Here is a 26,704-nt window from a genome sequence, read left to right as displayed (position 1 = left end):
AATCCGGCTCAGTTCATCTGTCGTGCAAAGGTATCGCGCAATACGTTCTTCTGCACCTTTCCCATGGTATTGCGTGGAAGCTCCGGGAGGAAGAACACGCGCTTGGGTACCTTGAAATTGGCCAGATCCGCCTTGAGTCGCGCGATGACCGTGGCCTCGTCGAGCCCGGCGCCGGCTTCCGGCACGATCACCGCGGCCACGGCCTCGCCGAAGTCCGGGTGCGGCAGGCCGATCACGGCCGATTCCTTGACGCCGTCGAGATCGTCGATCCAGCCCTCGATCTCCTTGGGGTACACGTTGTAGCCGCCGGTGATGATGAGGTCCTTGCTGCGCCCGACCAGATGCACGTAGCCGCGCTCGTCGATGGTGCCCAGGTCACCGGTGCGGAAGAAACCGTCGTCGGTGAACTCCTCGGCGGTCTTCTCCGGCATGCGCCAGTAGCCGGGGAACACGTTGGGGCCGCGCACCTGCACGTGGCCGGTCTCGCCCTGCGGGACTTCCTTGCCATCGTTGTCGACGATGCGCAGTTCCACCCCGGGCAGCGGAAAGCCCACCGTGCCGGCGCGGCGTTCGCCCTCATACGGGTTGGAAGTGAGCATCACCGTCTCGGTCATGCCGTAGCGCTCGAGGATGGCCTGGCCGGTGCGTCGTTCGAATTCGCGATGGGTTTCCGACAGCAGGGGCGCCGAGCCGGAGACGAACAGGCGAATGTGGCCGCACAGCGCGCGATCGAAGCCTTCCTGCTCGAGCAGTCGCGTGTACAGCGTGGGCACGCCCATGAAGACGCTCGCGCGCGGCAGCAGCTCGATCACGCGGTCGACGTCGAAGCGCGGCTGCCACAGCATCAGGCTGCCGTTGAGCAGTGCGCAGTGACAGGCCACGAACAGACCGTGGGCGTGGAAGATGGGCAGCACGTGCAGGAGCACGTCGCCGGGAACGAAACCCCAGTATTCGTGCAGGGTCTGTGCGTTGGATGCGAGGTTGCGATGGGTCAGCATCGCCCCCTTGGAGCGACCCGTGGTGCCGGAGGTGTACAGGATGCAGGCCAGATCGTCACCGCTGCGCGCCACCGTGTCGAAATGGTCCGGCATGGTCGAGGCGCGCTCGGAGGCCGAGCCGTCGCCGTGGTCGCCCAGGGTCAGCACCGCCGGGTTGCCGGCCTCGGCGGCGAGATCGAGGAACTGGTCCTCGTGCGCCGGGCTGCACACCACCAGCCGCGGTTCGGCGTCGCCGAGGAAATAGGCCATTTCCTTGCGACGATAGGCCGAATTGAGCGGCACGAAGATCACGCCCGCGCGCAGACAGGCCAGATACAGGAACAGCGCCTCGGGCGACTTTTCGATCTGCACCACGACGCGGTCGCCCGGCACCAGGCCGAGCGAGGCGATCATGTTGGCGTAGCGCGCGCTCGCGCGCTCGAGATCGCCGTAGCTGTGGACGGCGCCGGATTCGGTTTCCAGGGCCGGCGCGTCGGGGGAGGCGGGGAAGCCGCTCTTGAGGGTCAGGTACAGGTTCTGATCGGACATCTCGGGCAGGGGCTCTCGTTTCCGGGGATCGGAGTATCGATCGGCCGGGCGCGCGTGGTCAAACCGTGCGCGCCCGAAACGACCTCAGTTCAGGTGATCGGCGAGCACGCGCGCGACGTGACGTGCCTCGCGCGCCGCGCCGTCGGCGATCTGGTGGCGGCAACTGGTGCCGTCGGCGACGATGATCGCGTCCGGTGCCGAGCGCACCGCTGGCAGCAGGGACAACTCGGCCATCTTCATCGACACGTCGTAGTGCGACGCCTCGTAGCCGAAAGCGCCGGCCATGCCGCAGCAGGAGGATTCGATCAGCTCGGGTTGCGCGTCCGGGATCAGGCGCAGCACCTCCATGATCGGCGTGACCGCGGCGAAGGCCTTCTGGTGACAGTGGCCGTGCACCTTGATCGGCCTGGCGGCGGGGCGCAGCTTCACGGCGAAGCGGCCCTCGCGCGCCTCCCGCGCGATGAATTCCTCGAGCAGCACGGCGCGGCTCGCGACGATCTTCGCCGGTTCGCCAAAACCCATCACCAGCAGTTCGTCGCGCAGGGCCAGCAGGCAGGAGGGCTCCAGGCCGACGATGGCCATGCCGCGCTGGGCGAAGGGCAGCATCGCGTCGATCAGCTCGCGCCCCTTGGCGCGCGCTTCGTCGGCCATGCCGGCGGCCAGATAGGTGCGGCCGCAACACAGGTTGGCGCCACTGCCGGCACGCGCGGCATGCACGCTGTAGCCGGCCGCCTGCAGCACGCGCACCGCGGCCACGGCGTTCTCCGAATCGAGGAAGCCGTTGAAGGTATCGACGAACAGCACCACGCCCTTGTCCGAGGCCAGCACCTCGTCACGGCTGGCAAGCCGCAGCTTGCGCGCCTCGCGCCAGAAGGTGTCGCGTCGCCACTTGGGCAGACTGCGTCTGGCCGACAGCCCGAGCCAGCGCTCGGTGAGTTTCGCCAGACCGGGAATGCGGTCACGCAGGTTGAACAGCCACGGCACTCGGCTGGCGAGATTCGCGTAGTCGGGAATCTGCGCGATCAGCCGGTCCTTGAACGCGATACCGTAGCGCACGCGCCGCTGCGCCTGCACTTCGTATTTCATTTTCGCCATGTCGACGCCGGTGGGGCAGTCGCGCTTGCAGCCCTTGCAGCCCACGCACAGGTCGAGTGCCTCCTTCACCGCGTCGCCGGTGAGCGCGTCCTCGCCCAGGCGGCCCGACAGGGCCATGCGCAGGGTATTGGCGCGACCCCGCGTCAGATGGATCTCGTCACGGGTTACGCGGTAGCTCGGGCACATCGTGCCGACGTCGAACTTGCGGCAGTGGCCGTTGTTGTTGCACATCTCGACGGCCTTGGCGAAGCCGCCGGTGAGGTCGCCGCCGGTGCCCGGTGCGGTGGTGGTTTCGGTCTTGGGGTCGTTTTGTACGTTCCAGGCGGACCAGTCGAATACCGGCGTCAGCGGGATCGTGCGGTACTCGGGCGGGTAGCGGAACAGGCGCGCGTCGTCCATGCGCGGCGGATCGATGATGCGCCCCGGGTTCATCAGGCCGTTCGGGTCGAGGTGACGCTTGATGGCGCGGAAGGCCTCATTGATACGCGGCCCGAACTGCCATTCGATCCATTCGCCGCGGCACAGGCCGTCGCCGTGTTCGCCGCTGTAGGCGCCGCGGTAGCGACGCACCAGTTCGGCCGCTTCCTCGGCGATGGCGCGCATCTTGATGGCGCCGTCACGGCGCATGTCGAGGATGGGGCGCACGTGCAGCGTGCCCACCGAGGCATGGGCATACCAGGTGCCGCGCGTGCCGTGGCGGGCGAAGACTTCGGTGAGCGCGTCGGTGTATTCGGCCAGATGCTCCAGCGGCACCGCACAGTCCTCGATGAAGGACACCGGCTTGCCGTCGCCCTTGAGGCTCATCATGATGTTGAGCCCGGCCTTGCGCACTTCCCACAGGGCCTTCTGCGAGGCTTCTTCGGGCATCTCGACTACGCTGCCGGGCAGCCCCAGTTCGCCCATCAGTTCCACCAGCCCGTCGAGCTGGCGCAGCAGGGCGGCGCGGTCGTCGCCGGCGAACTCGACCAGCAGGATGGCATCGGGGCGACCGATCAACGCGGTCTCGATGACCGGACGGAAGGCCGGGTTGGCGATGGCCAGCTCGATCATCGTGCGGTCGACCAGTTCCACCGCGGTGGGACCCAGCTTGACGATGTGCTGGGCCGAGTCCATCGCCTTGTGGAAGGTCGGGAAATTCACCACCCCCAGCACCTTGGAGCCGGCCAGCGGCGAGAGCTTGAGGCGCAGGCTGCGGGTCACCGCCAGCGTGCCCTCGGAGCCGACCAGCAGGTGCGCCAGATTGACGCTGCCGTCGGCGGTGTACGGCTTCTCGCTCATCGGATGGAAGATGTCGAGGTTGTAGCCGGCCACGCGACGCATTACGCGCGGCCACATCTGCTCGATCTCGGGGCGCAACTCGTCGGCGAGGTTGCGTACGAAGCCGGCGAGTTCGCGTTCGCGCTCGCCCAGCGTATCGACCGGGCCGAGGGCGAGCTCGCCGCCGTCGGCCAGCCAGACGTTCATGCCCAGCACGTTGTGCACCATGTTGCCGTAGGCAATGGAGCGGCTGCCGCAGGAGTTGTTGCCGGCCATGCCACCGAGCGTGGCCTGCGCGCCGGTGGATACGTCGACCGGATACCACAGCCCGTGCGGCTTGAGCCGCCCGTTCAGATGGTCGAGCACCATGCCCGGTTCGACTTCGATCACGCCTTCCTCGGCGTCGAAGTCGAGCACCTTGCGCAGGTACTTGGAATTGTCGATGACCAGCCCGGCACCGACCGTCTGGCCGCATTGCGAGGTGCCGCCGCCGCGCGGGGTGAGCGGCACCTTGAGGTCGCGCGCGATGTCGATCGCGAGCGCGACGTCCTGCTGCGTCTTGGGCACGAAGACGCCGGCGGGAATGACTTCGTAGATCGACGCGTCGGTGGCGTAGCGCCCGCGTGAGGCCGCATCGAAGAGCACCTCGCCGGTGGTCTCGCGCGCCAGACGGCGCGCCAGATCGGCCGCTTCCGGGGTGGCGCGCCGCGCGATCTCCTCGCTGGCCGTGTGCGCGTTCTCGCGTGTGACGTTGAGCGGCAGCGGCTTGTTCATGCGTTTTCCTTCTGCTTCTGATACAGCCTGCCGGCGCGCATCAGTTCGATGACGGTGTCGCGCTTGACCATCAGGTGGCCGATCAGCAACTTGCGCAGGCCGGCTGCGTCGCGTTCGGCGAGCATCTCGACCATGCGTTCGTGCTCTTCGAGCGCCTGATCCCACTTGGTGCCGTCGAGGTTGGAACGAAAGCGCATCACCTGCAGGCGGGCGTTGACGTTGCGCCAGGTCTGGGTGAGCACCGGGTTGCGCGCGGCGGCGTTGATGAGTTCGTGGATGCGCGCGTTCAGGCCGTAGTAGGCGGGCAGGTCGCGCCGCGCGTGGGCCGCGCGCATCTCGTACTGCAGTGCGCGGATCTCGGTCAGCTCTTCCGCAGTGATGCGTGCTGCGGCCAGTTCGCCGGACAGGCCTTCGAGCCCGGCGATGACCTCGAAGGTGTCGAGCACGTCCTGCTCGCTGAGCCGCGCGACGACCGCGCCGCGGTTGGGCAGCAGTTCCACCAGGCCCTCGGCGGCGAGCATCTTGACCGCCTCGCGCAGCGGGGTGCGCGACACGTTCATGACTTCGCACAGCTCGCGCTCGTTGAGCTTGGTGCCGGGGTCGAGTTCGCCTTCGATGATTCGCTGGCGCAGGCGGTTGGCCACTTCCTGGTGCAGCGACTGACGCGGGATGGAGATGATGTTGTTCATGGGCTCGCTGGTTTTGTATGCAAAATGCAGCGTTGCGATGACCACATTATAGCGCCTCAAAAGCAGCTATTGGTTGACAAACGTATTTTGTATGCAAAACTAAACCTACCGTTTGGAGGAACTCTCGCAATGTTGACACTCGATGCACATCCCAGCGGCCGGCATTTCCTGCAGATTCCCGGCCCCAGCCCCGTCCCCGATCGCATCCTGCGGGCCATGAGCCTGCCGACGATCGACCATCGTGGCCCCGAATTCGGCGTGCTCGGCCAGAAGCTTTTGGCCGGCATTCAGCAGATCTTCAAGACCAGGCACCCGGTCATCATCTATCCGGCCTCCGGTACCGGCGCGTGGGAAGCCGCGCTGGCCAACGTCGCCAGTCCGGGCGATCTGGTGCTGATGTACGAAACCGGCCACTTCTCCTCGTTGTGGCACAAGATGGCCACGCGCCTGGGCGTGAAGACCGAGTTCCTGTCCCTGCCTGGCACCGACGACACCGGTCTGCCGGTGACCTGGCGCAACGGCGTGCAGGCCGACCTCATCGAGAAGCGTCTGCGTGAGGACAGCAGTCACCAGATTCGCGCCGTGTGCGTGGTGCACAACGAGACCTCGACCGGCGCGACCTCGGACATCGCCGCAGTGCGCCGCGCCATCGACGCCGCCGGCCACCCGGCGCTGCTGATGGTCGACACCATCTCGGGCCTGGCCTGCGCGGACTTCCGCCACGACGAATGGGGCGTGGACGTCACCATCTCGGGTTCGCAGAAAGGCCTCATGCTGCCGCCGGGCATCAGCTTCAACGCGATCTCGCCCAAGGCGATCGAGGCCAGCAAGCAATCGAAGATGCCCAAGTCCTACTGGGCGTGGGACGAGATCCTCGAGTCGAACAAGACCGGCTACTGGCCCTACACGCCCAACACCAACCTGCTCTACGGCCTGCACGAGGCCATCGAGATGATTCTCGAGGAAGGGCTGGACAACGTCTTCGCGCGTCATCAGCGTTGGGGCGCGGGCGTGCGTGCGGCCGTCAATGCCTGGGGTCTGCCCATCCAGTGTGCCGATCCGGCCGTGTATTCGCCGGTGCTCACCGGTGTAATCACGCCGGCTGGCGTGGATGCCGACGCCATCCGTCGCCTCATCTATCAGCGCTTCGACATGTCGCTGGGCATGGGTCTGGGCAAGGTCAAGGGGCGCATGTTCCGCATCGGCCACCTGGGTGACTGCAACGATCTGACGCTGATGGCGACGCTCTCGGGTGCCGAGATGGGGCTCAAGCTCTCCGGCGTGAAGATCGCCGGCAGTGGCGTACAAGCCGCAATGGACTATTTCATGGCGCACCCGCAACAATCCGGACTCAGGGCCGCGGCGTAAGAACAGTGGCCGGTCGGGGCGGGCGCCTGCCCGCCCCGTGCAGGAACCTCGCCGGGCTTCGCCCCGGCGCGGCAGTCGGAAACGACTAAAAAAACGACTTCACAAAGAGAGGAGACAGCACCATGTTCAAGATGAAGAGGATCGTCACCGCAGGGGCCTTTGCGCTGGTGGCCGCCGGCCTGACGGCGACCGCCCATGCGCAGGTTGAAATCCGCCTCGGTCACGTCGGCGGCCCGGGCTCGCTGTTCGAGGTTTCGGCCAACGAGTTCGCCCGCGTCGCCAATGAGCGTCTGGGCAATCGCGGCAAGGTCGTCGTGTTCGGCTCGAGCCAGCAGGGTTCGGACTCGGAGATGATGCAGAAGCTCCGTCTGGGTACGCTGGAACTGTCGCTGCCCTCGTCGGTGATGTCGTCCACGGTCGACGCCTTCGGCATGTTCGAGATGCCGTATCTGGTCAAGAACCGCGACCACATGAAGAAGATCGAAAGCGAGGTCGTGTGGCCCAGCCTCGCGCCGATGGCCGAGGAGAAGGGCTACAAGATCCTCGGCGTGTGGGAGAACGGTTTCCGCAACATCACCAACAACGTACGCCCGATCAACAAGCCCGAAGATCTGCAGGGTTTGAAGCTGCGCACCCCGAAGGGCGTGTGGCGCGTGAAGATGTTCCAGGCCTATGGCGCCAACCCGTCGCCGATGGCGCTGTCCGAGGTATTCGTCGCGCTGCAGACCGGCGTGATGGACGGTCAGGAGAACCCGCTCACGCAGATCTACTCGTCCAAGTTCCAGGAAGTGCAGAAGTACCTGTCGATGACCGGCCACGTCTATACCCCGGCCTACCTGACCGCGGGCAAGCGCAAGTTCGAGTCGCTGCCCAAGGAAGTGCAGGACATCCTGTCGCAAACGGCCAAGGACGTGCAGCCCTTCGTGTATGAGTCTGCCGAGCGTCTGGACGGCGAGCTGCTCGAGAAGATCAAGGCGGCCGGCGTGCAGGTCAACGAGGCCGACAAGGACGCCTTCATCGCCGCCAGCAAGGGCGTCTATGAGGAGTTCGGCAAGGAAGTCCCTGAAGGCGGAAAGCTGGTCGACAAGGCCATCGAACTGGGCGCGGGCATGTAACTGCCGCGACACCGGCCCTGCTTGTGGCAACCCCGCATGCAGGGCCGGTCCGGTTTACCCCTCGCTTTCGCGTCTCCCGAACGAACTGAACAGGATTCACCAACGTGTTCTCCACGCTAAGAACCGTATTCGATCGCGTGTTGACCGGCATCGTCATCACGTTGCTCGGCACGCTCGCCGTCGTCGTACTGACCGGCGTCTTCTACCGCAAGATGGGCTGGTCGCTGGTCTGGTATGACGAGGGGGCATCCATTCTGCTCGCCTGGCTCACCTACTACGGCGCCGCGCTCGCCGCATTGAAGCGCGCACATATCGGCTTTCCCGGTCTCGTCAATTCGCTGCAGCCGGCCATGCGTGTGCCGGTGGTGCTGCTGGCCGAGGCCATCATCATCGCCTTCTTCGCGCTGCTGGCCTGGTATGGCTATCAGGTGCTCGTGATCCTCGAGGGCGACACCATGGTCACGATGCGCAACATCCCGACCAGCCTGACCCAGTCGGTCATCCCGATCGGCGCCGTGCTGTTCATCATCGCGCAACTGTTGAGTCTGCCCGAAGTGCTGGAGCAGGCGCGCGGCCAGGGCATCATCGATGCCGAGGAGCGCGAGCTGATGGAGGCACTGAAAAAATGACCGGTCTCCTGATGCTCCTGGGCCTGGTGGCCCTGATTCTGATCAACGTGCCCATCGGGGTGGCGCTGGGCGTCGTCGCGATGGTCGTGATGATCTCGACCCACGGCATGGATTCGCTGCTCTCGGCGGCGATCACGATGTTCTCGGGGGCGACCAACTTCCCGCTGCTGGCCATCCCGCTGTTCATCCTCGCCGGCGCGATCATGAACTCGTCGAGCCTGTCGCGCCGCCTCATCGCCTTCGCCTCGGCCATCTTCGGCTGCATCAAGGGCGGCCTGGCGATGGTCAACATCGGCACTTCGCTGTTCTTCGCCGAGATTTCGGGCTCGGCCGTGGCCGACGTGGCCGCGATGGGCTCGATCCTGATCCCGGCGATGAAGAAGAAGGGCTATCCGAAGGAGTTCGCCGCGGCCGTCACATCCTCCTCGGCGACGCTGGCGGTGATCATTCCGCCGTCGATCCCGATGATCCTGTACGCGGTCATGGCCGACGCCTCGGTGGTGCAGATCTTCGTCGCCGGCATCGTGCCCGGCGTGCTCGGCGGCGTGATGATGATGGGCCTGGCCTACTGGTACGCCACGCGCTACAACTATCCGGTCGAGGAAGTCTTCAGCTGGAAGAAGCTCAAGGACACCGGCAAGGAAGCCGGCTGGGCCTTCACGCTGCCGCTGATCATCCTCGGCGGCATCTTCGGCGGCTGGGTCACGGCCACCGAGGGCGCGGCGCTGGCGGTGCTGGCGGCGCTGTTCATCGGCGGCGTGATCTACCGTGAGCTCAATCTCAAACACCTGTACGAGTCGATGCTCGACGGTGGCATCCAGACCGCGGTGGTGATGTTGCTGGTGGCGGCTTCGGCGCTGCTCGGCCACCTGCTCACCGAACTGCAGATGCCGCAACAGATCGCGGCCGCGATGACGTCCTTCACCGACAACAAGTACGTCGTGCTGGCGATGCTCAACGTGTTCTTCCTGATCTGCGGCTTGTTCCTGCACTCGGCGGCGGCGATCATTCTGGTCGTGCCCATCGTGCTGCCGCTGGTCAACGCGGTAGGCATCGACCCGGTGCATTTCGGACTGGTGGTCACGCTCAACCTGGGCATCGGCCAGCAGACCCCGCCGGTGGCCTCGGTGCTGGCGACCTCGTGCTCGATTGCACGCGCCGACATGTGGAAGGTCACCAAGGTGAACCTGCCCTTCATCGGCGTGCTGTTCTTCCTGCTGATGATGGTCACCTACGTGCCGGCCATCCCGATGTTCCTGGTGGAGTACTTCTACCGCTGATGCAAACCCGGCCCGGGGCCATGCCCCCGGGCCGTCTTCCGAGAGATTCCCATGAGTGAAGGCAGCGTTCATCTGACCATCGATCCCGGCGTGGCATCGGTGGTTTTCGACCGTCCGCAGGCGCGCAATGCGATGACCTGGGCGATGTACGCGCAACTGGGCGAGATCTGCGAGCGCGTGCGCGACGACGCCACGGTGCGCGTCGTGACCTTCCGCGGCGCCGGTGGCGAGGCCTTTGTCGCCGGCACCGATATCGAGCAGTTCCGCGGCTTCGACGGCGACGCCGGGGTGGACTACGAACACAAGATCGACACCTGCCTGGCGCTGGTCGAGCAGTTGCCGATGCCCACCGTGGCCATCGTCGAAGGCTGGTGCGTGGGTGGCGGCCTGGCGATCGCCACCGCCTGCGACTTTCGCATCGCAACGCCGGGCGCGCGCTTCGCCGTGCCGATCGCACGCACGCTGGGCAACACGCTGTCGGTGGCCAACCTCGCACGTCTGGTCGCGGCCTTCGGTCAGCAGCGCGTCAAGCGCATGCTGATGCTCGCCGAAATGCCCGACGCCGATGAGGCGCTCGAATGCGGCTTCCTGCAGCAGGTATGCGCGCCCGACGAGATCGATGCCGCGGCCGCCAGGCTCGTCTCGCGCCTGAGCGCGCTCGCCCCCGTCACCCAGCGCACCGTCAAGGAAGGCCTGCGGCGTCTGGTGATGCACAGCCTGCCCGGCGGCGAGGATCTGATTCACACCTGCTACGGCAGCGACGACTTCCGCGAGGGCGTGAAAGCCTTCATCGCCCGGCGCAGTCCCGAATGGAAAGGCAAGTGATGAGCAGCAAGCAAAAGACCGGCCCGCTGGCCGGCGTCAAGGTTCTCGAACTCGCGCAGATCATGGCCGGCCCCACCTGTGGCACCTTGCTGGCCGACATGGGCGCGGACGTCATCAAGGTCGAGAAGATCCCCGGCGGCGACGACTCGCGCCGCTATGCCGAGCCGCAGGTCAATGGCGAATCGGCCGCCTTCATGATGCTCAACCGCAACAAGCGCTCGATTGCCCTCAACCTCAAGACCGAGGGCGGGCGCGAAGTGCTGCGGCGGCTGGTGAAAGACGCTGACGTGCTGTTCGAGAACTACCGCAAGGGCACGATGGAAAAGCTCGGCGTGGGGTACGACGCGCTGCGCAAGATCAACCCGGCGCTGATCTGGTGTTCGATCTCCGGCTACGGCCAGACCGGCCCGTACGCCGAGCGCGGCGGCTTCGACCTGATCGCGCAGGGCGTGTCCGGTATCATGAGCATCACCGGCGATCCTGGCGGCCCGCCGGTCAAGTCCGGCCCGCCGGTGACCGACATCAACGCCGGCCTGCTGGCCACCATCGGCATCGTCTCGGCCTATGTGCATCGCCTCAAGACCGGCGAGGGCCAGTTTGTCGACACCTCGCTGATGGAAGCCGGCATCCAGCAGACCTTCTGGCAGTCGGCGATCTACTTCGCCACCGGCGTGTCGCCCAAGCCCACCGGCTCCGCCCATGTGCTGGCTGCGCCGTATCAGGCCTTTCCGACGGCTGACGGCTGGATCAACATCGGCGGGGCGAATCAGGCCAACTGGGAACGCATCGCCACCCTGGTCGGCGCGCCGGAGCTGATCGAGGACGCACGCTTTGCGACCAACAGCGACCGCATGGCCAACCGCGAGGAGCTCGCCCGCCTGCTCGGCGACCACCTGAAGCAGCGCAGTACCGCCGACTGGCTCGAGGATCTCGACGCCGCCGGCATTCCCGCGGGCCCCATCAACGACATCGCGGCGATGGCCGCCGACCCGCAGACGCTCGCGCGCCAAATGGTGGTCGAACTCGATCACCCCAGGGCCGGGCGGACGCGCGCGCTGGGACTGCCGATCAAGTTCAGCGAGACACCGGGCAAGGTCGTCACGCCCGCGCCGACGCTGGGCCAGCACACGCGCGAGGTGCTGCGCGACGCCGGCTACGCGGACGCCGAGATCGACGCGCTCGCCGCCAGTGGTGCGATCGAACTCGGTTGACCGCGGTCAAGCATCAGGCATTTTCGGTCTCGACGCGGGGCCGCGTTGGGCTACACTGATATTGCACCGCAACATTCGAGTGATCCGCCGATGACCAAGACCATGGACTTTCGCAGCGACACCGTCACCCAGCCCTCGCCCGAGATGAAGCGCGCGATGATCGACGCGCCCCTGGGCGACGACGTGCTGGGCGACGACCCCACCGTCAACCGCCTGCAGGAGATGGCCGCCGACATGCTCGGCTTCGAGGCCGCGCTGTTCGCGCCCAGTGGCACGCAGACCAACACCATCGCGATGATGTGTCACTGCGCCCGCGGCGACGAGGCCATCGTCGGCCAGCAGTGGCATACCTACCGCATGGAAACCGGCGGCATGGCGGTGCTCGGCTCGATCCAGCCGCAGCCGCTGGAAAACCGCGCCGATGGCACCATCGACCTGGCCGACATCGAGGGCACGATCAAGATCGACGACCCGCACTTCGCGCGCACGCGGCTGGTGGTGCTCGAGAACACCACGGGCGGCAAGGTACTGCCCCCGGCCTACATGCGCGAGGTGCTGGCCCTGGCCGAGCGCCACCGCCTGAAGACCCACATCGACGGCGCGCGCCTGTTCAACGCCGCGATGGATCGCGTCGAGCGCGATGGCGGTCAGCCGTTCGACCGCGCCAACGAGATCTGCCAGGGCTGGGATTCGTTGTCGCTGTGTTTGTCCAAGGGCCTGGGCGCGCCGGTCGGCTCGCTGGTGCTGGGCAATCAGGAGTTCATCCGCCAGGCCAAGCGCGTGCGCAAGATGCTCGGCGGCGCGATGCGCCAGGCCGGCATGCTGGCCGCGGCCGGCATCTACGCGCTGGAGAACAACGTCGTGCGCATGAGCGAGGACCACGACAACGCCCGCCACCTCGCGCGCGGCCTGCGCGAGGCCGTGGCCGCCAACGACAAGCTTGCCGGACGCATCGAAGTACCGGACGCGAGCACCAACATCCTCTTCATCGACGTCGATCCCGAGCTCGCACCCAAATTCCTGGCCCACCTGTCCCGCCACAAGGTCAGGGTTTCCGGCGGCCCCTACCAGTCGTCGTCGAAGAAGGTTCAGCGTCTGCGCTGGATCACCCATCTCGACGTCGACCGCGAGGACGTCGAACGCGCCGTGGAGATCGTCGCGGCCTTCTGAGCCTTGCGCGTGTGCGATTAAGGTATAGTTTCTATCCTTATGTACGCGTTCGAGTTCGACGAGAACAAGAGCCGGGCCAACTTCACCAAGCACGGTGTCGATTTCAGCGTTGCCCGGCGTTTGTGGAACGACCCTGATTTTGTCGAGATCGCGGCGCGCTCCACGGACGAGCCGCGCTCGCTCGTCATCGGACGAATCGACGGCAAGTGCTGGTCGGCAGTGATTACCTATCGCGGGCGGACGGTCCGGATCATTTCGGTGCGGCGATCCCGTCCGCGGGAGGTGGAACTCTATGAAAGCAAATAAGTTTGACAAGAAGTTCGACGACGGGAATGACGATGTGATCGACGATCTGGACCTGTCGAGCGCACGTCGTCCGAATCAGCTCCAGAAGCGGGTGAATGTCGATTTCCCCACGTGGATGATCGAATCGCTCGACCGCGAAGCGAGCCGCATCGGAGTCACCCGCCAATCGATCATCAAGGTCTGGTTGGCCGAGCGCCTGGAGCAGCTGTCGAGTTCCGCAACGTCGCACGAAGGACAATCCGCGATCCGGCATCAGGATTGAGTTGTTCGGGCCGACGTGCCGCCCCTATGCACGGCGTTTCATATTGTCCGCGTTTGCGGCGCACCGTAGAGTGCGGCGTTCCCTGCGCGTAACGCGCACCGCCGCATCCGATGTCCTTCGCCGCCACCTTTTCCGACGCCTTCTCCCTGCTCGCCACCTTCGACGCCCGTGTGGCCGAGATCGTGTGGCTGTCGATCCGCGTCAGCGGCACGGCGGTGGTGCTGGGTACGATCATCGGCCTGCCGCTGGGGGCGATTCTCGCCATCGGCCGCTGGCCCGGTCAGCAGGTCGGCACGGTGCTGGTCAACGCGCTGATGGGTGCGCCGGCCGTCGTCATCGGTGTGGTCGTGTATCTGTTGTTGTCGCGCTCCGGGCCGTTCGGCCAGTTCGGCCTGCTGTTCAGCCCCACGGCCATGGTCATCGCGCAGACCATCCTCGTCATTCCGCTGATGGCGGCCATTTCGCGCCAGGTGGTCGAGGATGCCTGGCAGCGCTACGCCGAGGAACTGTTCGTGATGCGCTTTTCCTGGTGGCACAGCCTCACGACGCTGCTCTATGACTGCCGTCATTCCCTGCTGGTCGCCGTGCTGGCCGGGCTGGGCCGGGCGATGAGTGAAGTCGGCGCGGTGATGATCGTCGGCGGCAACATCGATGGCGTCACCCGCGTGATGACCACCGCCATCGCACTTGAGACCAGCAAGGGCGACCTGCCGCTGGCGATTGCGCTGGGCATCGTGCTGCTCGGCGTCATCCTGATCCTCAATGCCGTGGCGCATCTGATGCGTGGCTGGGCGATGCGCCGCTATGGCTGAGGCCACGATGTTTCCGGCGCACATGCGCGGTGTGCGCTTCGAGCCCAACGGACGCACGGTGCTCGACGGCGTGGACCTCGAACTCGGCGCCGAGGGCATCACTCTCGTGCTTGGCCCCAACGGCGCCGGCAAGAGCGTGCTGCTGCGCACGCTGTGCGGACTGATCGAGCCTTCGGCCGGAACCCTCGAATGGGCCGGCGGTCCGCGTCCCGAGCGCGGCGTGATGATGGTCTTCCAGCACCCGATGATGATCCGCGCCTCGGTGCTGGAGAATGTCGCGCTGGGTCTCAAGCCGCTGGGCGTGCCGCGCGCCGAACGCCGCCGCCGCGCCGCGCAGATCCTCGAACGCGTCGCGCTGGCCGATCGGGCCGAAGACAGCGCCCGGCACCTGTCCGGCGGTGAGCAGCAGCGCCTGGCGCTGGCGCGCGCCTGGCTGACCAACCCACGCCTGCTGCTGCTCGACGAGCCCACCGCCAGCCTGGACCCTTCGGCCACCGCCGAGGTCGAGCGCATCGTGCGCGAGATCCGTACCGACGGCACGCGCATCGTCATGACCACGCACAACCTCGGTCAGGCCACGCGGCTGGGCGACGACGTGATCTTCATGAGCGCCGGCGCCGTGCGCGAACACACGCCGATGCGTCGATTCTTCTCGCGTCCCGCGTCGGAGGAGGCGCGTCTGTTCATCCAGGGTGAGTTGCCGTGGCGCATGGCATTGTGAAAAGCGGTATGCGCGAAGCCAATGGCGCCTGCGGCGACCTCGGCACCTTCCTGCCCTACGCGGTTGGTGCGGTCACGGTCGGCGGGCTGAGTGCGGTCGGCGTCTTCTTCGGTTTCGGCGTCGCCCTGATCGCAGCCGGGCTGTTCTATGGCATCCCCATGGCGGTGCAGCCGATGAAGGCGGTGTCGGCCGTGCTGCTGACCTCGGGGCTCACACCCGGCGAAGTCGCGATGGCGGGCTTGCTGATCGGCGCCACGGTGCTGGTGCTGGCGCTCACCGGCGGCCTTTCGTGGATCGCGCGCCACATTCCGCAGTCGGTCACGCTGGGCCTGACGCTGGGTCTGGGCCTGTCGATGATGTGGCTGGGTGGGGCGCTGATGGCCGATGCCCCGCTACTGGGGGTCGGCGCACTGGCCTTCGCCGTCGTGGCCATGTTCCTGACGCGCGTGCCGCTCCTGGCGCTGGGCGTGATTGTGGTGCTGGCCGCGCCGTGGCTGGGCCTGACCGATGAGGTGCCGACGCTCGCCGGCCTCGGTCCGGCCTTGCCGCAGTTCGCGCTGCCGTCCTGGTCGGATCTTCCGCGCGCGCTCGAATACGCGGTGCTGCCGCAGATCCCGCTCACGCTGTCGAACGCCATCATCGTCACCGCGGCGGTTTCCGCCAGTCTGTTCCACGAGCGGGCGGCGCGCGCGAATGAGCGCACCCTGGCATTGACCACCGGGCTGGGCAACCTCGTGCTGGCGCCCTTCGGCGCGATGCCGATGTGCCATGGTGCCGGCGGCGTCGTCGCGCAGCACCGCTTTGGCGCGCGCAGCGCCGCAGCCCCCGTAATGCTCGGCGTCGTGCTGCTCGCCAGTGCGTTGTTCGCCGGTGAGTCGGCCGCAGCCCTGCTCGCCGCCTTCCCGCTGCCAATCGCCGGTGCGCTGCTGGTCGTCGCCGGCGCTGATCTGGCCTTTTCGAAGCGGCTCTTCGCCACGCGCCCGGACTGCTGGCCGGTGATCGGCATCACCGCCGCCGTCGCCTTCGTCTTCAACCCGGCCTGGGCGCTGGCGGCCGGGCTCGGGCTGGAAATCATGCGCACCGTTTTTGCGGCCATGCGCCGTACTCACTGAGTGCCCTGGAACCGGTGGTGCCAAGCGCAACTCTGATCGAGTTGTTCAGGTTGCGGCGCCAGTCATGAAATCGACGATGACGATCGGCAAGTTGTTGGTTGCGAGCATCCTGCTCACGCTCGCGGCCTGTTCCCCGTTGAGCCTCATCAACGCGCTCGGTACCGGTGAGGATGTGCGCGAGGTGCGCGGCATCGCCTATGGCGAGGGCGAGGGCGAGCGGCGCAGGCTCGATGTGTATGCGCCTATGGATGCGCGCGGGGCGCCGGTGGTGGTGTTTTTCTACGGCGGCAGCTGGCGCGGCGGCGCACGCGCGGACTATGCCTTCGTCGGCCACGCGCTGGCCGCGCGCGGAATCGTCACGGTCATTCCGGACTACCGCGTGTACCCCGAAGTCACGTACCCGGACTTCCTCGTCGACAGCGCGCAGTCCGTGGCCTGGGCGCAACGCGCGGCGGGTGAATACGGCGGCGATCAGCACCGCCTGTTCGTCATGGGCCACAGCGCAGGCGCCTACAACGCGGCGATGCTCGCACTCGACGCGCGCTGGCTCGAAGCCGCCGGCAGCAGCACCGACGCGCTGGCCGGCTGGCTCGGCCTGGCCGGCCCCTACGAGTTCCTGCCCATCATCAACCCCAGCGTGAAGCCGGTGTTCCACCACCCCGACACGCCACCCGATTCGCAGCCCATCGTGCATGCGTCGGCCGCCTCCCCGCCGGCGCTGCTGATCGCCGCCACGCCGGACCTGCTCGTCGAGCCCGAGCGCAACACCGGCGCCATGGCTGCCAAGCTGCGCGCGGCTGGCGTCCCGGTGACCGAGCGCTACTACGACCGGGTCGGCCACTCCACGCTGATCGGCTCGCTGTCGCCACCGCTGCGTGGGTTCGCGCCGACGCTGGAGGAGGTGGTGGGATTCGTCAAAGGCTCGCGCTAACATCCCCACCGAGTTGTTGAAAAAGACATAATCTGGCTTGGTCTCATACGATTTTCTGAGGCGCTCCGCTGGATTCTGGGCGTTCCGCTGTATATCATCACCATATACAAAAGATGATCGATCTTGAACTCATCATCGGCTTTGACTGGGATGTCGGAAACGCCCGAAAAAACGACAAGCACGGCGTTTCGATGGCTGAAGCAGAGCAGGTGTTCTTCAATGTGCCGCTCTTGCTGCTCGGCGATCATCTGCACAGTCGGGGCGAGCAGCGTTTTCATGCCCTTGGCTGCAGCGACGAGCGGCGCATGCTGCACATCACGTTCACTCTGAGGGCCGGAGGGACGCTGATCCGGGTGATTTCGGCTCGCTCCATGCACCGAAAGGAACGCGCGATTTATGAGCAAGCCAAAGAAACTGATTCCTGAATTCTCAAGTGAAGCAGACGAACGCGCCTTCTGGGAAGCTCATGATTCCGCCGAATATGTAGATTGGTCGGCGGCGCAGAGTGTTGTTCTGCCGAACCTGAAACCAACTACGAAAACGATCTCGCTGCGACTGCCACAGCATCTGCTCGATTCCATCAAGGCTGCCGCCAACGCGCGCGACGTGCCTTATCAGTCCTTGATCAAGGTGTGGTTGCAGGAGAAGGTGCACGACCGCTGATTCACGCGTTCTCGGCCTAGTCGTTCCCTCCTCACTGCCTGGCGTGGGCTTGGCGGAGGATCTCTTCCAACTTTTCGATGACCTGCTCTGCAGTGACATAGTGTCCCGATCTTCTTGCCTGAGCGCGAGCGATCAGCCCACGTTCGAGGAATGACTTCGGATGTGCTTCGCTATCGGTGTGTGGCTTTCCGTACTTCATCGAGGGCTCCATTTCCGATTACACCTTACGCATAAAGCGACACGCAGGAAACGTCGAGCAGCCATAGAACTGCTTTCCGGCATTCGCGCCGGATTTGGCGGTGCGCAGCGCCAGCGCGTTGCCGCAGCGCGGGCAGGTCGTGGTGCTCTCGTGTCGCTCCTTTAGCGAGGCGACGTGGTCGCGGTGTGTCGCCCGCGTTTTTGGCAGCATGCCCGACTGGACGGCATTGATGATGGCCTTCACCTCTTCGTCGGGAATCAGCACTTCCTGCTTGCTCTTGATGTAGCCGGTATAGCCGCGCGTCAGCACGTTGTCGGGCAGTGGCGTTTTCAGTTTCGCATTGCCCCAGAACATCACCACCGAATGAAAGCGGTCGTCCGGCAGTTGCAGGAATTCGGCTAGCGCGCGGATGTGGCGGTAGTTCTGGTGCAGCGGGTTCTGGAAGCGATAGCGCCGGCCAAACACGTTCTGTGTCCACTGCGGACTCTTCTCGTCGCCGAAGATCCAGCCCTTCATGTTCTTGGTCTCGATCACGAAGATGCCGTAGCGCGACACCACGATGTGATCGATCTGCGTCGTGCCGTTCGAGGTCGGAATCGTGATGTTGTTGAGCGTGGTGTAAATCTCCTTGTCGAGCAGGAGATGCTTGGCCAGCGCGCCCTGCGCCTCGCCGAACCAGCCTTTCACAACCGGCAGACGGAAGATGGCGATGATGGCCGCCAGTACGAAGAGTATGAGTGCGCCGGTATAGACCGGGGCCAGGATCTGGGCGATGGGCAAACTCATGGTGGTGGCCGGGTGTGCGGAATGCAAACCATAACAGCACTTCTGCACAGCCGCGTTTTCGTAGGGCAGGTACGCGCAGCGCACCTACCATTGGGCGTTTGGAACTGTGTTGAGTCTGGATGTCAGGTGCGCGTCTGCGACGCTTACCTGACCTACGATTTGCGCGTCATTGCCCGCATCCACAACGCCAGCCCCAGCGCCGCCAGCAGGCAGCCGCCCACCGCAAGGCTCAAGCCCGTCCAGCCGCCGCCGTCCCATGCCAGGCCGGTGAAGGTGCCGACCAGGCTGCTGCCCAGGTAGTAGGCGGACAGGTACAGCGCGGACGCCAGCGCGCGGCGTTCGCCGGCGCGCCGGCCGACCCAGCCGCTGCAGGTGCTGTGGGCGCCGAAGTAGCCGAAGGTGTACAGCGCGATGCCGAGGATGACTACCAGCAGGTGCTCGAACTGCGTCGTCGCCAGCCCGACCAGTGCCACCACCATCATCGCCCACAGCACGTTGTGGCGGCCGTAGCGGTCGGATAGCCGCCCGGCCCAGGCGGACGACAGGCTGCCCATCAGGTAGAGCAGGAAGATCGCACCGATCGCACTTTGCGCCAGGTTGTAGGGCGGCGCCTCCAGGCGGAAGCCGGCGTAGTTGTAGAGCCCGAAGAAGGCGCCCATCAGCAGGAAGCCGCAGGCGAAGAGCCAGCGCAAATGGCTGTCGGCGAAGATTACGCGGGCGTCGTCGCACACCGCGCGCGGCGACACCGAACGCGCGCGGAAGTGGCTGGAAGCGGGCAGTGCGCGCCAGAACGCGATCGCCGCGAGAATGCCCAGCACGCCGAGCACCGCGAGGGCCACGCGCCACGACCCGACATCCGCCAGCAGGCCGCCGAGCACGCGCCCGCTCATGCCGCCCAGCGCGTTGCCGCCGATGTACAGACCCATCGCCCGGCCCTGCGCGTTGGGCGAAATCTCTTCGCCCAGATACGCCATCGCAGCCGCCGGCAGGCCGGCCAGCGCCGCACCGAGCAAGGCGCGCAGCACGATCATCTGCGTGAAGTCCGTGACGAAGGCGCCTGCCAGCGCGATCACCGCCGCCAGTGCCAGCGACCACTTCATCAGCCGCACGCGGCCGTAGCGGTCGGACAGGATGCTCGCCGGGATCAGCATGAAGGCCATCGCCCCGGTGCCGGCCGACACCGCCAGGCTCGCCCACGCTGCGCCGACGCCGAACTCGCGCGACAGTTCGGGCAGCAGCGGCTGCGTGGCGTAGAGCAGCGCGAAGGTGGCGAAGCCGCCGATGAACAGCGCCACGTTGGCGCGGCGAAAGGCCGGCGTGTCGGCGTCGATCAGGGCCGGTTGGTCGGCGTCGGGAGATGGTGTCGTCATGCGCGGGCAAGTTGCAGCGTCGCCCGGAATGGTCGGTGCTTGGCACCTCGGTCGCAAGTGTGGGTTTCACGGTGCGTTGCGGCAGCGGTAGCATGGTCGCTTGTCACAGGAGATCCGCCATGTCACGCATCCGCGCCTGGGCCGCCCAAGCCGCCGGCCAGCCTCTCGCCCCCTTCGATTACGACCCCGGTCCGTTGGCGGCCGACGACGTGGAAGTCGCGGTCGAGAACTGCGGCCTGTGTCACTCCGACCTGTCGGTGTTGAACAACGAGTGGATGAACTCGGTGTATCCGGTGGTGCCGGGGCACGAGATCGTCGGGCGCATCGTCGCCGTTGGCTCGCAAGTGCGCCACCTGCGCGTCGGCCAGCGCGTCGGTGTGGGCTGGGCGTCGGACAGCTGCATGCACTGCCATTCATGCATGAGCGGGGACCACAACCTGTGCAACCAGACCCAGGCGGTGATCATCGGCCACCATGGTGGATTCGCCGAGCGCGTGCGTTCGCACGCTGCGTGGGCCATTCCGCTGCCCGACGGGCTGGACGCCGCCAGCGCCGGCCCGCTGCTGTGCGGTGGCGTGACGGTGTTCACCCCCTTCGTGGAATTCGACGTCAAGCCCACCGACCGCGTCGGCGTGGTCGGCATCGGCGGCCTCGGCCACATGGCGGTCAAGTTCGCCCGCGCCTGGGGCTGCGAAGTCACCGCCTTCACCTCCAGCCCGTCGAAGTTTGAAGAGGCGCGCGGCTTTGGCGCGCACCACGTGGTCTCAAGCCGCGACAGCGCCGATCTGGCACGGTTGGCGAGCACGCTCGATTTCCTGCTCGTCACCGTGAATGTGCCAATGGACTGGAACGCGCTGGTCGCCACGCTGGCGCCCAAGGGGCGGCTGCACGTGGTCGGCGCCGTGCTGGAGCCGATTCCGGTGAATGCCTTCGACCTTATCGGCGCGCAGCGCAGCATTTCCGGCTCGCCCATCGGCTCACCCGCGACGATTGCCACCATGCTCGATTTCGCCGCCCGCCACGACATCCTGCCGCAGGTCGAACGCTTCCCGATGAGCCGCGTGAACGACGCGCTGGCCCACCTCGAATCCGGCAAGGCGCGCTATCGCATCGTGCTGGATGCGGATTTCGCCTGAGGCGGGGCGAACCGATCGGCGCTTTGTGCGTCTGTGTCGAGTAGGCGCGTAGCGCCCCATCCGGAGATCACCCATGCGCCCACCCCGTCTCACTCGCCGTCACTTCCTCGCCGCCTCCGGCGCCATGCTCGCCTGGGCGGCGCTGCCGCCGATGAAGGCTTGGGCCAGGGCTGATGAGGCCTTGCGGCTGTCGGCCGGCAAGGCTTCGTTCTCGCTGGAGCCCTATGGCCCGGCCGAGGTGGGCGGTTGCTGGGGCTACAACGGCACGGTGCCGGGGCCGGTGATTCGGGTGAAGCAGGGTGCGCGGCTGCGGGCGATGCTGGAGAACGCGCTGGCCGAGGACACCACCATCCACTGGCACGGCATCCGCCTGCCCAACGCGATGGATGGCGTGCCGCATCTGACGCAGGCGCCGGTCGCGCCGGGTGGGCGCTTCGAGTACGACTTCACGCTGCCGGATGCCGGCACCTACTGGTACCACCCCCACGCCAACGCGCCGGAACAGCTCGGGCGCGGGCTCTCCGGCGCGCTCATCGTCGAGGAGGCCGAGCCGTATCCGGCCGACCGCGAGATCCTGTGGCTGCTCGATGACTGGATGCTCGACCGCGACGCCAATCTCGTCGGCGGTTTCGACGACATGCATGCGCGCAGCCACGACGGGCGCATCGGCAATACCGTCACGATCAACGGCCGCCTGCAGGATGACGAGCCGGTGCGCCCCGGCGAGCGCATCCGTTTGCGCATCATCAACGCCGCCAACGGCCGCATCTTCCGCCTGAAGTTCGGCGATCTGCCGGCCCACGTCATCGCGCTCGACGGTCAGCCGGTGGCGCCCTTCGAAGCCGGCCGCGTCACCCTCGGCCCCGGCATGCGCGCCGACGTGGTGCTCGACATCGCAGCATCGGCCGACATGGGCATCGACGTGATCGACGATTTCTACGCCCCCGCGGCCTTCCGCCTGATCACATTGCAGGTGGCCGGCGAGTCGGTGCGCGTCGCCGCGCTCGACAGCGTGCCGCCCGCGCTGCCCCCCAACCCGGTGCCGGAACCCGAGCTGGCCGACGCCGTGAATCACGAAATCGAATTCAAGGGCGGCATGATGGGCAGCCTCCCGCGCGACGAGATGATCGGCCTGATGCGCCAGGGCATGGCCTGGACCGTCAACGGCCAGCCGCACGCGCCCGACGCCCACCGCCACGAGGCGCCGCTGTTCGCCGTCGAGCGCGACGCCACCTGTCGCCTCACGCTCATCAACGACACGCGCTGGTTTCACCCCATTCACCTGCACGGTCACCACTTCCGCGTGCTCACCCGCGACGGCCAGCCCGAGCCGCATCTGCCGCTGCGCGACACGGTACTGATGGGGCCGCAGGAGCGCGTCGAGATCGCCTTCAAGGCCGACAACCCCGGCGACTGGATGATCCACTGCCACGTGCTCGAGCACCACGCTGGCGGCATGGGCGGCGTGTTCCGCGTCACCGCCTGACCGCGCATCCGCAACCCGCTCTCCGGTAGGGCTGCGTAGGGCAGGCAAGCTTCGCGCGCCTGCCGCTCCTGCCACATACAACGCACCTCGCTCGACCCTTGCGCCGAAGCCGATGCGCGTCCAGCATTCACGTTTTTCAATCTTTAACAAATGCCAGCCAAGGAATCCCAGATGTTGCGCACCGTGTCCGTCGCCGTGATTCTCGCCGCCCTGCTGTCGGCCTGCGCAATGCCGCCAACTTCCGCCCCTGCTCCTGACGCCACACAGGCTACCCCCACGCTGCCGCGCTTCGAAGGCGCCCGTCCGCCCGCGCCGGGGCAGGCTCGCATCTACGTCTTCCGTCCCAAGTTCGAGGATCAGGCCCTGCGGCACGAGGCGCCCGTGCTGCGCGTCGGCCACGCCGGCATCACGGCGCTGCCCGAGGCGACCTACGCCGAAATTCAGGTCCCGCCCGGCCGCCACACGCTCTCGATGATCCCGTCCGAAGGCGGCTCGGACCTGTGGCGCACCAGCATGACGCTGCAACTCGGGCGTGACAGCATCACCTATCTCGCGGTGTGGATGGACGACGGCTTCGAACAGGGCGGCTCCGCCGCCCAGGCCGCCGAAACCGTGCTGCTCGTCCTCCCCGTCGGCGACCCGGCGGAAACCGCCGCCCGCCTGCGCGTCGAACGCCTCGCCCCCGCCCAGGCCGAAAACATCCTCTCCCGCTGCTGCGGCCGTGTTTATCCGCCGCCGTTGCCGGAGAGGGCCCGCCGCTGAACCGCCGCATCGGCACTTCAGCCGATGCACCCGACTGCCGTCCGACGTAGGGCAGGTAAGCGAAGCGCTCCTGCCATCTCACGCTCAATCGGTCGCGCGCCAGGTGCGCGCAGCTTCTCGGCGCTTGCCTGACCTACGGAAACCACACCCCGACGTCCTCGGCCGCGATTCGCGGCCGAATGCCTTGCCGCATGTGTGCGAGGGCGGCACACTTGTGCTCACGTCATTCACTCACGCGTTCGGCATTCGACTCGTCGATGGGCGACGCCCACGAAAATGGCCACGAAGCGCTGGAGGTCGAATCAGTTAATGTGGGCGCTCCACTTGTCCTGTCAGCGCCTTTTCGATATTTGAATCGGTACCAGCTGAATCCGCAGTCTGCATTGCATGGGGCGCGTGAAACGACGAAGCTTCTTCCACAACAGTTCGTTTTTTGCCCCTCATTTCCCCTGTGTCAAAGCGAGGTCGACAACGTGAGCGCGTCCGATTTCGATCAACTTGTTCGGGTGCAGGCTTTCGAGTTTCTGCGCCAACTCTCGAATCGATATGGTGACGTTTTGCCACGTGAGCCATTGATGCAGGGAATTAACTTCCAAGGTCATCGGGTACCGCTGCTCGGGCCGCAAGGAATCTTCAAGCCGAAGATCCTTGATCTGCCGATCTCAATCACCACTTCACCAAATAGCCCTTACGACGATTCGTTTACGGTGGATAACCTGGTGCGTTATCGGTATCGAGGAACAGATCCAAATCACCGAGATAACGCTGGGCTGCGCGCTGTAATGATGCAGCGCAAGCCGCTGATCTATTTCCATGGGATCGTTCCGGGTCGATATGTTGCAACGTGGCCCGCGTTCGTCGTTGGTGATGATCCGCACGGTTTGTCAGTTTCGATCGCTGTTGATGATCGCGCTAGGCTCTGTTCACATTTGAAGTTTTATGTTCACATTCTGATCTTTGAGCGGAGATCAGGATGGCTCGGATGGTGCTGTCGGATGAACAGTGGGCGTCGATCGAAGATCTGTTGCCCGGCAAGCCAAGCGATCGTGGGCGTACGGCCAAGGACAATCGGTTGTTCGTCGAGGCTGTGCTGTGGTTGGCGCGCACGGGCAGCCCTTGGCGCGACCTTCCGCCCGAGTTTGGTAACTGGCACTCGACGTACGTACGCTTTGCGCGTTGGCGCGATGCTGGCGTCTGGGACCGAATCGCCTTTGCGTTGGCCGGTGAGCGCGATCTGGCGCGGGTGTTCATCGACTCGACCATCGTGCGTGCCCACCAGCACGCCTGTGGCGCCCAAAAAAAGTAGGGCCGCAGGCGCTGGGTCGCTCGCGTGGGGGCTGACGACCAAACTGCATTTCGCGGTCGATGCTTTGGGCAAACCGCTGCGCATGATTCTGACCGCCGGACAGGTTGCCGACATCGAGTGTGCGAACGAGCTCATTGCCGAGTTGCCCTGCGCCAGCCTTGTGGCCGACAAAGGCTACGATGCCAACGCGTTGGTAACGAGCGTCGAAGCGTCCGGTGCGCAAGCGGTCATTCCGCCGCGCTCCAACCGCATCGAACCCAGGCAGTACGACCGCAGCGCCTACCGCGAACGCAACCTGATCGAGCGCTTCTTCAATCGCATCAAGCATTTTCGACGGATCGCCACGCGTTACGACAAACTCGCCCGCAGCTATCTGGCATTCGTGCGCGTTGTGTGTGCGGTGATTTCATATCGCTATATGTGAACAGAACCTAGCTTGTCGGAGCAATTGACCACAGGGGTATTGGACGATGGAGCAGATGCCCGCCGTCGCTACGTTACCGCCGCTGTAAAAGTCCGGCTACACCAGCGGCTTTTTCGCGAGCGCGTGTTGTCGGCCTATCAGGAGCAGTGCGCCCTTTGTCGATTGCGGCACGCTTCGCTGTTGGATGCGGCGCATATAATCCCGGACTCCAGCTCTGATGGAGAACCGATGGTGAGAAATGGAGTTGCGCTATGCAAAATTCATCATGCGGCGTTCGACCAGAATATCCTCGGTATCCGCCCGGATCACGTTGTTCAGATTCGCAGGGACATTCTTGATGAGGTAGATGGTCCGATGTTGCGCTTCGGTCTTCAGCAAATGCACGGCCAAAAAATCATTGTGCCCAAGCGCACCGAGTTCAAGCCGGATGAAACGGCACTTGAACGCCGGTATCAGGCTTTCCTAGAGGCATGAAGTTAATCGGATAATATTTTCCCATCGTAACTCCAAAAGTCCAGCTTCGTTACACGGCCGCAATCATCTAAAAAATAGCTATTTCATTTCTTTACTGATCGGTTGAACGTGGGCTCAATAGTCCTGCATCGCTGTTCAACCTGATGAATGATGCGCTGCATCTTGTCTTCGGCGATTGTGTCGAAGCCGCCCCTGCTGACCAACGTTGCAAGCTCTCGTCCGCTATAGACGTTGACTGCGCCTCGTCCAGTGCGTTTGACGTACCAACCTGGGATTGCCAGAACGGCACGCACGGCTATGGGTTCTCCGGTTGCGCTGGTTAGCCAGTTGCGCAGCCATATCGCCTGACGTTCCGCCTGCGCGATAGGTTCGGTTTCGATCCAGGTTGGAAACTTCAGCGCTTTCCCGTCGTACTCAACCTGCGCCGCCTTTCCTTTCTCAAGAATGGGTTTCGCGCGGCCCTTGGTCTCGACTGCGAATACTCCCACTGGGCTGATCACGACGTGGTCGATGTTGAACTTGTCTGCGGGGAAGTCATGGAAGACGGCTGCGCCCTGTCGCATGAGCTGGTCGAGTTCCTGGCCGACGGCGAGTTCCGCGTCGTAGCCGACGCGCAGGCGGTCCTGCTCGCGCTGAAACTTGAGCAACTTGCGGGTGCTGTATCCGACGACGAGCACGACAAGCACGATTGCGACGCCGAAGGACATGGGGGAGATGGCCCCGGCTTCGCCCGCGGGTGCGACAAGTGCGGCGAATACCAGGGTCGGACCAACGACGACCATCATGAGGTACAGGTCGACTTCATCCCCGAGTGCGTCGAGCTGTTCGCGCAGGCGCTGTCCGGGTGGCCGGAGCAGATCGGATGTCAGGGGAGACTTTCGTGCTGCCCGCATTCGGCGTCGGCGCCACTGCAACAGCGTGCCCGCGACGACGAGCGGCGGAAATACGAACAGGGCGAAGAGGAGGATGAGGCTCATGCGCGCGTCGGTTTCAGTGGGACGGTCGTCGCATGATA

The 26,704-nt window shown here is 65.5% G+C and carries 26 protein-coding genes and 1 pseudogene; 20 read left to right on the top strand and 7 right to left on the bottom strand.

Going from position 1 to position 26,704, the window contains the following annotated elements:
• Nucleotides 1-8: 8 nt before the first annotated feature.
• The 3 genes from C0099_RS14740 to C0099_RS14730 all read right to left on the bottom strand — a co-directional run bounded on the left by C0099_RS14740 (nt 9) and on the right by C0099_RS14730 (nt 5,341).
• A complete protein-coding gene (locus tag C0099_RS14740; RefSeq protein WP_102248129.1) occupies nt 9-1,526 on the bottom strand; it encodes a malonate--CoA ligase in 1,518 nt (505 codons plus the stop codon).
• A gap of 84 nt (nt 1,527-1,610) precedes the next feature.
• Complete coding sequence (locus tag C0099_RS14735; RefSeq protein WP_102248128.1) at nt 1,611-4,652, bottom strand: FAD-binding and (Fe-S)-binding domain-containing protein; 3,042 nt, start codon at nt 4,650-4,652, stop codon at nt 1,611-1,613.
• Entirely contained in the window at nt 4,649-5,341 is a 693-nt protein-coding gene (locus C0099_RS14730; RefSeq protein WP_102248531.1) for a GntR family transcriptional regulator, read from the bottom strand. Before C0099_RS14730 ends, C0099_RS14735 begins: the two co-directional genes overlap by 4 nt.
• Nucleotides 5,342-5,470: 129 nt before the next feature.
• On the opposite strand from C0099_RS14730, the gene C0099_RS14725 reads away from it, so the two are divergent.
• The 15 genes from C0099_RS14725 (at nt 5,471) to C0099_RS14655 (ending at nt 17,746) form a co-directional block, all read left to right on the top strand.
• Nucleotides 5,471-6,709, top strand: coding sequence for a pyridoxal-phosphate-dependent aminotransferase family protein (locus C0099_RS14725; RefSeq protein ID WP_102248127.1), 1,239 nt, complete (start codon nt 5,471-5,473; stop codon nt 6,707-6,709).
• A 122-nt stretch (nt 6,710-6,831) separates the two neighbouring features.
• On the top strand, nt 6,832-7,824 hold the full coding sequence (locus C0099_RS14720) for a TRAP transporter substrate-binding protein (RefSeq protein ID WP_102248126.1): 993 nt from the start codon (nt 6,832-6,834) through the stop codon (nt 7,822-7,824).
• 104 nt (nt 7,825-7,928) lie between these two features.
• On the top strand, nt 7,929-8,453 hold the full coding sequence (locus tag C0099_RS14715; RefSeq protein ID WP_102248125.1) for a TRAP transporter small permease: 525 nt from the start codon (nt 7,929-7,931) through the stop codon (nt 8,451-8,453).
• On the top strand, nt 8,450-9,733 hold the full coding sequence (locus C0099_RS14710; protein WP_102248124.1) for a TRAP transporter large permease: 1,284 nt from the start codon (nt 8,450-8,452) through the stop codon (nt 9,731-9,733). The genes C0099_RS14715 and C0099_RS14710 overlap by 4 nt, the downstream gene beginning before the upstream one ends.
• A 51-nt stretch (nt 9,734-9,784) precedes the next feature.
• Complete coding sequence (locus C0099_RS14705; RefSeq protein ID WP_102248123.1) at nt 9,785-10,558, top strand: enoyl-CoA hydratase/isomerase family protein; 774 nt, start codon at nt 9,785-9,787, stop codon at nt 10,556-10,558.
• Nucleotides 10,558-11,769 (top strand): CaiB/BaiF CoA transferase family protein, encoded by a 1,212-nt coding sequence (locus tag C0099_RS14700; RefSeq protein WP_199797628.1) that lies wholly within the window; start codon nt 10,558-10,560, stop codon nt 11,767-11,769. The genes C0099_RS14705 and C0099_RS14700 overlap by 1 nt, the downstream gene beginning before the upstream one ends.
• Nucleotides 11,770-11,859: 90 nt before the next feature.
• On the top strand, nt 11,860-12,939 hold the full coding sequence (gene ltaE / locus C0099_RS14695; protein WP_199797627.1) for a low-specificity L-threonine aldolase: 1,080 nt from the start codon (nt 11,860-11,862) through the stop codon (nt 12,937-12,939).
• Between the two features lie 39 nt (nt 12,940-12,978).
• On the top strand, nt 12,979-13,245 hold the full coding sequence (locus C0099_RS14690) for a BrnT family toxin (protein ID WP_102248121.1): 267 nt from the start codon (nt 12,979-12,981) through the stop codon (nt 13,243-13,245).
• A complete protein-coding gene (brnA, locus tag C0099_RS14685; RefSeq protein WP_102248120.1) occupies nt 13,232-13,507 on the top strand; it encodes a type II toxin-antitoxin system BrnA family antitoxin in 276 nt (91 codons plus the stop codon). The genes C0099_RS14690 and brnA overlap by 14 nt, the downstream gene beginning before the upstream one ends.
• Before the next feature lie 110 nt (nt 13,508-13,617).
• Nucleotides 13,618-14,319 (top strand): ABC transporter permease, encoded by a 702-nt coding sequence (locus C0099_RS14680; RefSeq protein WP_102248119.1) that lies wholly within the window; start codon nt 13,618-13,620, stop codon nt 14,317-14,319.
• A 7-nt stretch (nt 14,320-14,326) separates the two neighbouring features.
• A complete protein-coding gene (locus tag C0099_RS14675) occupies nt 14,327-15,040 on the top strand; it encodes an ABC transporter ATP-binding protein (protein ID WP_102248118.1) in 714 nt (237 codons plus the stop codon).
• An 8-nt stretch (nt 15,041-15,048) separates the two neighbouring features.
• Nucleotides 15,049-16,152: a molybdate transporter family protein gene (locus tag C0099_RS14670; protein WP_102248117.1), complete on the top strand. Its 1,104-nt coding sequence runs from the start codon at nt 15,049-15,051 to the stop codon at nt 16,150-16,152.
• A gap of 76 nt (nt 16,153-16,228) precedes the next feature.
• Nucleotides 16,229-17,083 (top strand): alpha/beta hydrolase, encoded by an 855-nt coding sequence (locus C0099_RS14665; protein ID WP_173768963.1) that lies wholly within the window; start codon nt 16,229-16,231, stop codon nt 17,081-17,083.
• A gap of 113 nt (nt 17,084-17,196) precedes the next feature.
• On the top strand, nt 17,197-17,508 hold the full coding sequence (locus C0099_RS14660) for a BrnT family toxin (RefSeq protein ID WP_102248115.1): 312 nt from the start codon (nt 17,197-17,199) through the stop codon (nt 17,506-17,508).
• On the top strand, nt 17,480-17,746 hold the full coding sequence (locus tag C0099_RS14655) for a BrnA antitoxin family protein (protein ID WP_102248114.1): 267 nt from the start codon (nt 17,480-17,482) through the stop codon (nt 17,744-17,746). Before C0099_RS14660 ends, C0099_RS14655 begins: the two co-directional genes overlap by 29 nt.
• 31 nt (nt 17,747-17,777) lie before the next feature.
• Here the strand turns inward: C0099_RS14655 and C0099_RS16070 are convergent, their stop codons facing one another.
• The 3 genes from C0099_RS16070 to C0099_RS14645 all read right to left on the bottom strand — a co-directional run bounded on the left by C0099_RS16070 (nt 17,778) and on the right by C0099_RS14645 (nt 20,101).
• Nucleotides 17,778-17,945 (bottom strand): hypothetical protein, encoded by a 168-nt coding sequence (locus C0099_RS16070; protein ID WP_164084949.1) that lies wholly within the window; start codon nt 17,943-17,945, stop codon nt 17,778-17,780.
• 18 nt (nt 17,946-17,963) lie between these two features.
• Nucleotides 17,964-18,731 (bottom strand): nuclease-related domain-containing protein, encoded by a 768-nt coding sequence (locus C0099_RS14650; protein ID WP_102248113.1) that lies wholly within the window; start codon nt 18,729-18,731, stop codon nt 17,964-17,966.
• A gap of 152 nt (nt 18,732-18,883) precedes the next feature.
• Entirely contained in the window at nt 18,884-20,101 is a 1,218-nt protein-coding gene (locus C0099_RS14645) for an MFS transporter (RefSeq protein ID WP_173768962.1), read from the bottom strand.
• Nucleotides 20,102-20,220: 119 nt separating this feature from the next.
• Here C0099_RS14645 and ahr point away from each other — a divergent pair, with 119 nt between their 5' ends.
• The 5 genes and pseudogenes from ahr to C0099_RS14620 all read left to right on the top strand — a co-directional run bounded on the left by ahr (nt 20,221) and on the right by C0099_RS14620 (nt 25,689).
• Nucleotides 20,221-21,237: an NADPH-dependent aldehyde reductase Ahr gene (gene ahr, locus C0099_RS14640; RefSeq protein WP_102248112.1), complete on the top strand. Its 1,017-nt coding sequence runs from the start codon at nt 20,221-20,223 to the stop codon at nt 21,235-21,237.
• Nucleotides 21,238-21,310: 73 nt separating this feature from the next.
• Nucleotides 21,311-22,723, top strand: coding sequence for a multicopper oxidase family protein (locus C0099_RS14635; protein ID WP_102248111.1), 1,413 nt, complete (start codon nt 21,311-21,313; stop codon nt 22,721-22,723).
• 171 nt (nt 22,724-22,894) lie between these two features.
• Entirely contained in the window at nt 22,895-23,485 is a 591-nt protein-coding gene (locus tag C0099_RS14630; protein ID WP_102248110.1) for a hypothetical protein, read from the top strand.
• Between the two features lie 973 nt (nt 23,486-24,458).
• A pseudogene (locus tag C0099_RS14625) lies at nt 24,459-25,215 on the top strand (IS5 family transposase).
• A gap of 12 nt (nt 25,216-25,227) precedes the next feature.
• Complete coding sequence (locus C0099_RS14620; protein ID WP_102248109.1) at nt 25,228-25,689, top strand: HNH endonuclease; 462 nt, start codon at nt 25,228-25,230, stop codon at nt 25,687-25,689.
• 83 nt (nt 25,690-25,772) lie between these two features.
• Here C0099_RS14620 and C0099_RS14615 read toward each other — a convergent pair whose 3' ends face one another.
• On the bottom strand, nt 25,773-26,666 hold the full coding sequence (locus C0099_RS14615) for a nuclease-related domain-containing protein (RefSeq protein ID WP_102248108.1): 894 nt from the start codon (nt 26,664-26,666) through the stop codon (nt 25,773-25,775).
• Between the last annotated feature and the right edge of the window lie 38 nt (nt 26,667-26,704).

This window comes from Pseudazoarcus pumilus (genome assembly GCF_002872475.1).
Classification (GTDB): domain Bacteria; phylum Pseudomonadota; class Gammaproteobacteria; order Burkholderiales; family Rhodocyclaceae; genus Pseudazoarcus; species Pseudazoarcus pumilus.
This window is presented reverse-complemented; position numbering and strand designations above follow the sequence as displayed.

Bases quoted from the DNA above. Each gene is read 5' to 3' on its own strand.
- C0099_RS14740 (WP_102248129.1), bottom strand. From the start codon at position 1,526: ATGTCCGATCAGAACCTGTACCTGACCCTCAAGAGCGGCTTCCCCGCC.
- C0099_RS14735 (WP_102248128.1), bottom strand. From the start codon at position 4,652: ATGAACAAGCCGCTGCCGCTCAACGTCACACGCGAGAACGCGCACACG.
- C0099_RS14730 (WP_102248531.1), bottom strand. From the start codon at position 5,341: ATGAACAACATCATCTCCATCCCGCGTCAGTCGCTGCACCAGGAAGTG.
- C0099_RS14725 (WP_102248127.1), top strand. From the start codon at position 5,471: ATGTTGACACTCGATGCACATCCCAGCGGCCGGCATTTCCTGCAGATT.
- C0099_RS14720 (WP_102248126.1), top strand. From the start codon at position 6,832: ATGTTCAAGATGAAGAGGATCGTCACCGCAGGGGCCTTTGCGCTGGTG.
- C0099_RS14710 (WP_102248124.1), top strand. From the start codon at position 8,450: ATGACCGGTCTCCTGATGCTCCTGGGCCTGGTGGCCCTGATTCTGATC.
- C0099_RS14705 (WP_102248123.1), top strand. From the start codon at position 9,785: ATGAGTGAAGGCAGCGTTCATCTGACCATCGATCCCGGCGTGGCATCG.
- C0099_RS14700 (WP_199797628.1), top strand. From the start codon at position 10,558: ATGAGCAGCAAGCAAAAGACCGGCCCGCTGGCCGGCGTCAAGGTTCTC.
- ltaE (WP_199797627.1), top strand. From the start codon at position 11,860: ATGACCAAGACCATGGACTTTCGCAGCGACACCGTCACCCAGCCCTCG.
- C0099_RS14690 (WP_102248121.1), top strand. From the start codon at position 12,979: ATGTACGCGTTCGAGTTCGACGAGAACAAGAGCCGGGCCAACTTCACC.
- brnA (WP_102248120.1), top strand. From the start codon at position 13,232: ATGAAAGCAAATAAGTTTGACAAGAAGTTCGACGACGGGAATGACGAT.
- C0099_RS14680 (WP_102248119.1), top strand. From the start codon at position 13,618: ATGTCCTTCGCCGCCACCTTTTCCGACGCCTTCTCCCTGCTCGCCACC.
- C0099_RS14675 (WP_102248118.1), top strand. From the start codon at position 14,327: ATGTTTCCGGCGCACATGCGCGGTGTGCGCTTCGAGCCCAACGGACGC.
- C0099_RS14670 (WP_102248117.1), top strand. From the start codon at position 15,049: ATGCGCGAAGCCAATGGCGCCTGCGGCGACCTCGGCACCTTCCTGCCC.
- C0099_RS14665 (WP_173768963.1), top strand. From the start codon at position 16,229: ATGACGATCGGCAAGTTGTTGGTTGCGAGCATCCTGCTCACGCTCGCG.
- C0099_RS14660 (WP_102248115.1), top strand. From the start codon at position 17,197: ATGATCGATCTTGAACTCATCATCGGCTTTGACTGGGATGTCGGAAAC.
- C0099_RS14655 (WP_102248114.1), top strand. From the start codon at position 17,480: ATGAGCAAGCCAAAGAAACTGATTCCTGAATTCTCAAGTGAAGCAGAC.
- C0099_RS16070 (WP_164084949.1), bottom strand. From the start codon at position 17,945: ATGAAGTACGGAAAGCCACACACCGATAGCGAAGCACATCCGAAGTCA.
- C0099_RS14650 (WP_102248113.1), bottom strand. From the start codon at position 18,731: ATGAGTTTGCCCATCGCCCAGATCCTGGCCCCGGTCTATACCGGCGCA.
- C0099_RS14645 (WP_173768962.1), bottom strand. From the start codon at position 20,101: ATGACGACACCATCTCCCGACGCCGACCAACCGGCCCTGATCGACGCC.
- ahr (WP_102248112.1), top strand. From the start codon at position 20,221: ATGTCACGCATCCGCGCCTGGGCCGCCCAAGCCGCCGGCCAGCCTCTC.
- C0099_RS14635 (WP_102248111.1), top strand. From the start codon at position 21,311: ATGCGCCCACCCCGTCTCACTCGCCGTCACTTCCTCGCCGCCTCCGGC.
- C0099_RS14630 (WP_102248110.1), top strand. From the start codon at position 22,895: ATGTTGCGCACCGTGTCCGTCGCCGTGATTCTCGCCGCCCTGCTGTCG.
- C0099_RS14615 (WP_102248108.1), bottom strand. From the start codon at position 26,666: ATGAGCCTCATCCTCCTCTTCGCCCTGTTCGTATTTCCGCCGCTCGTC.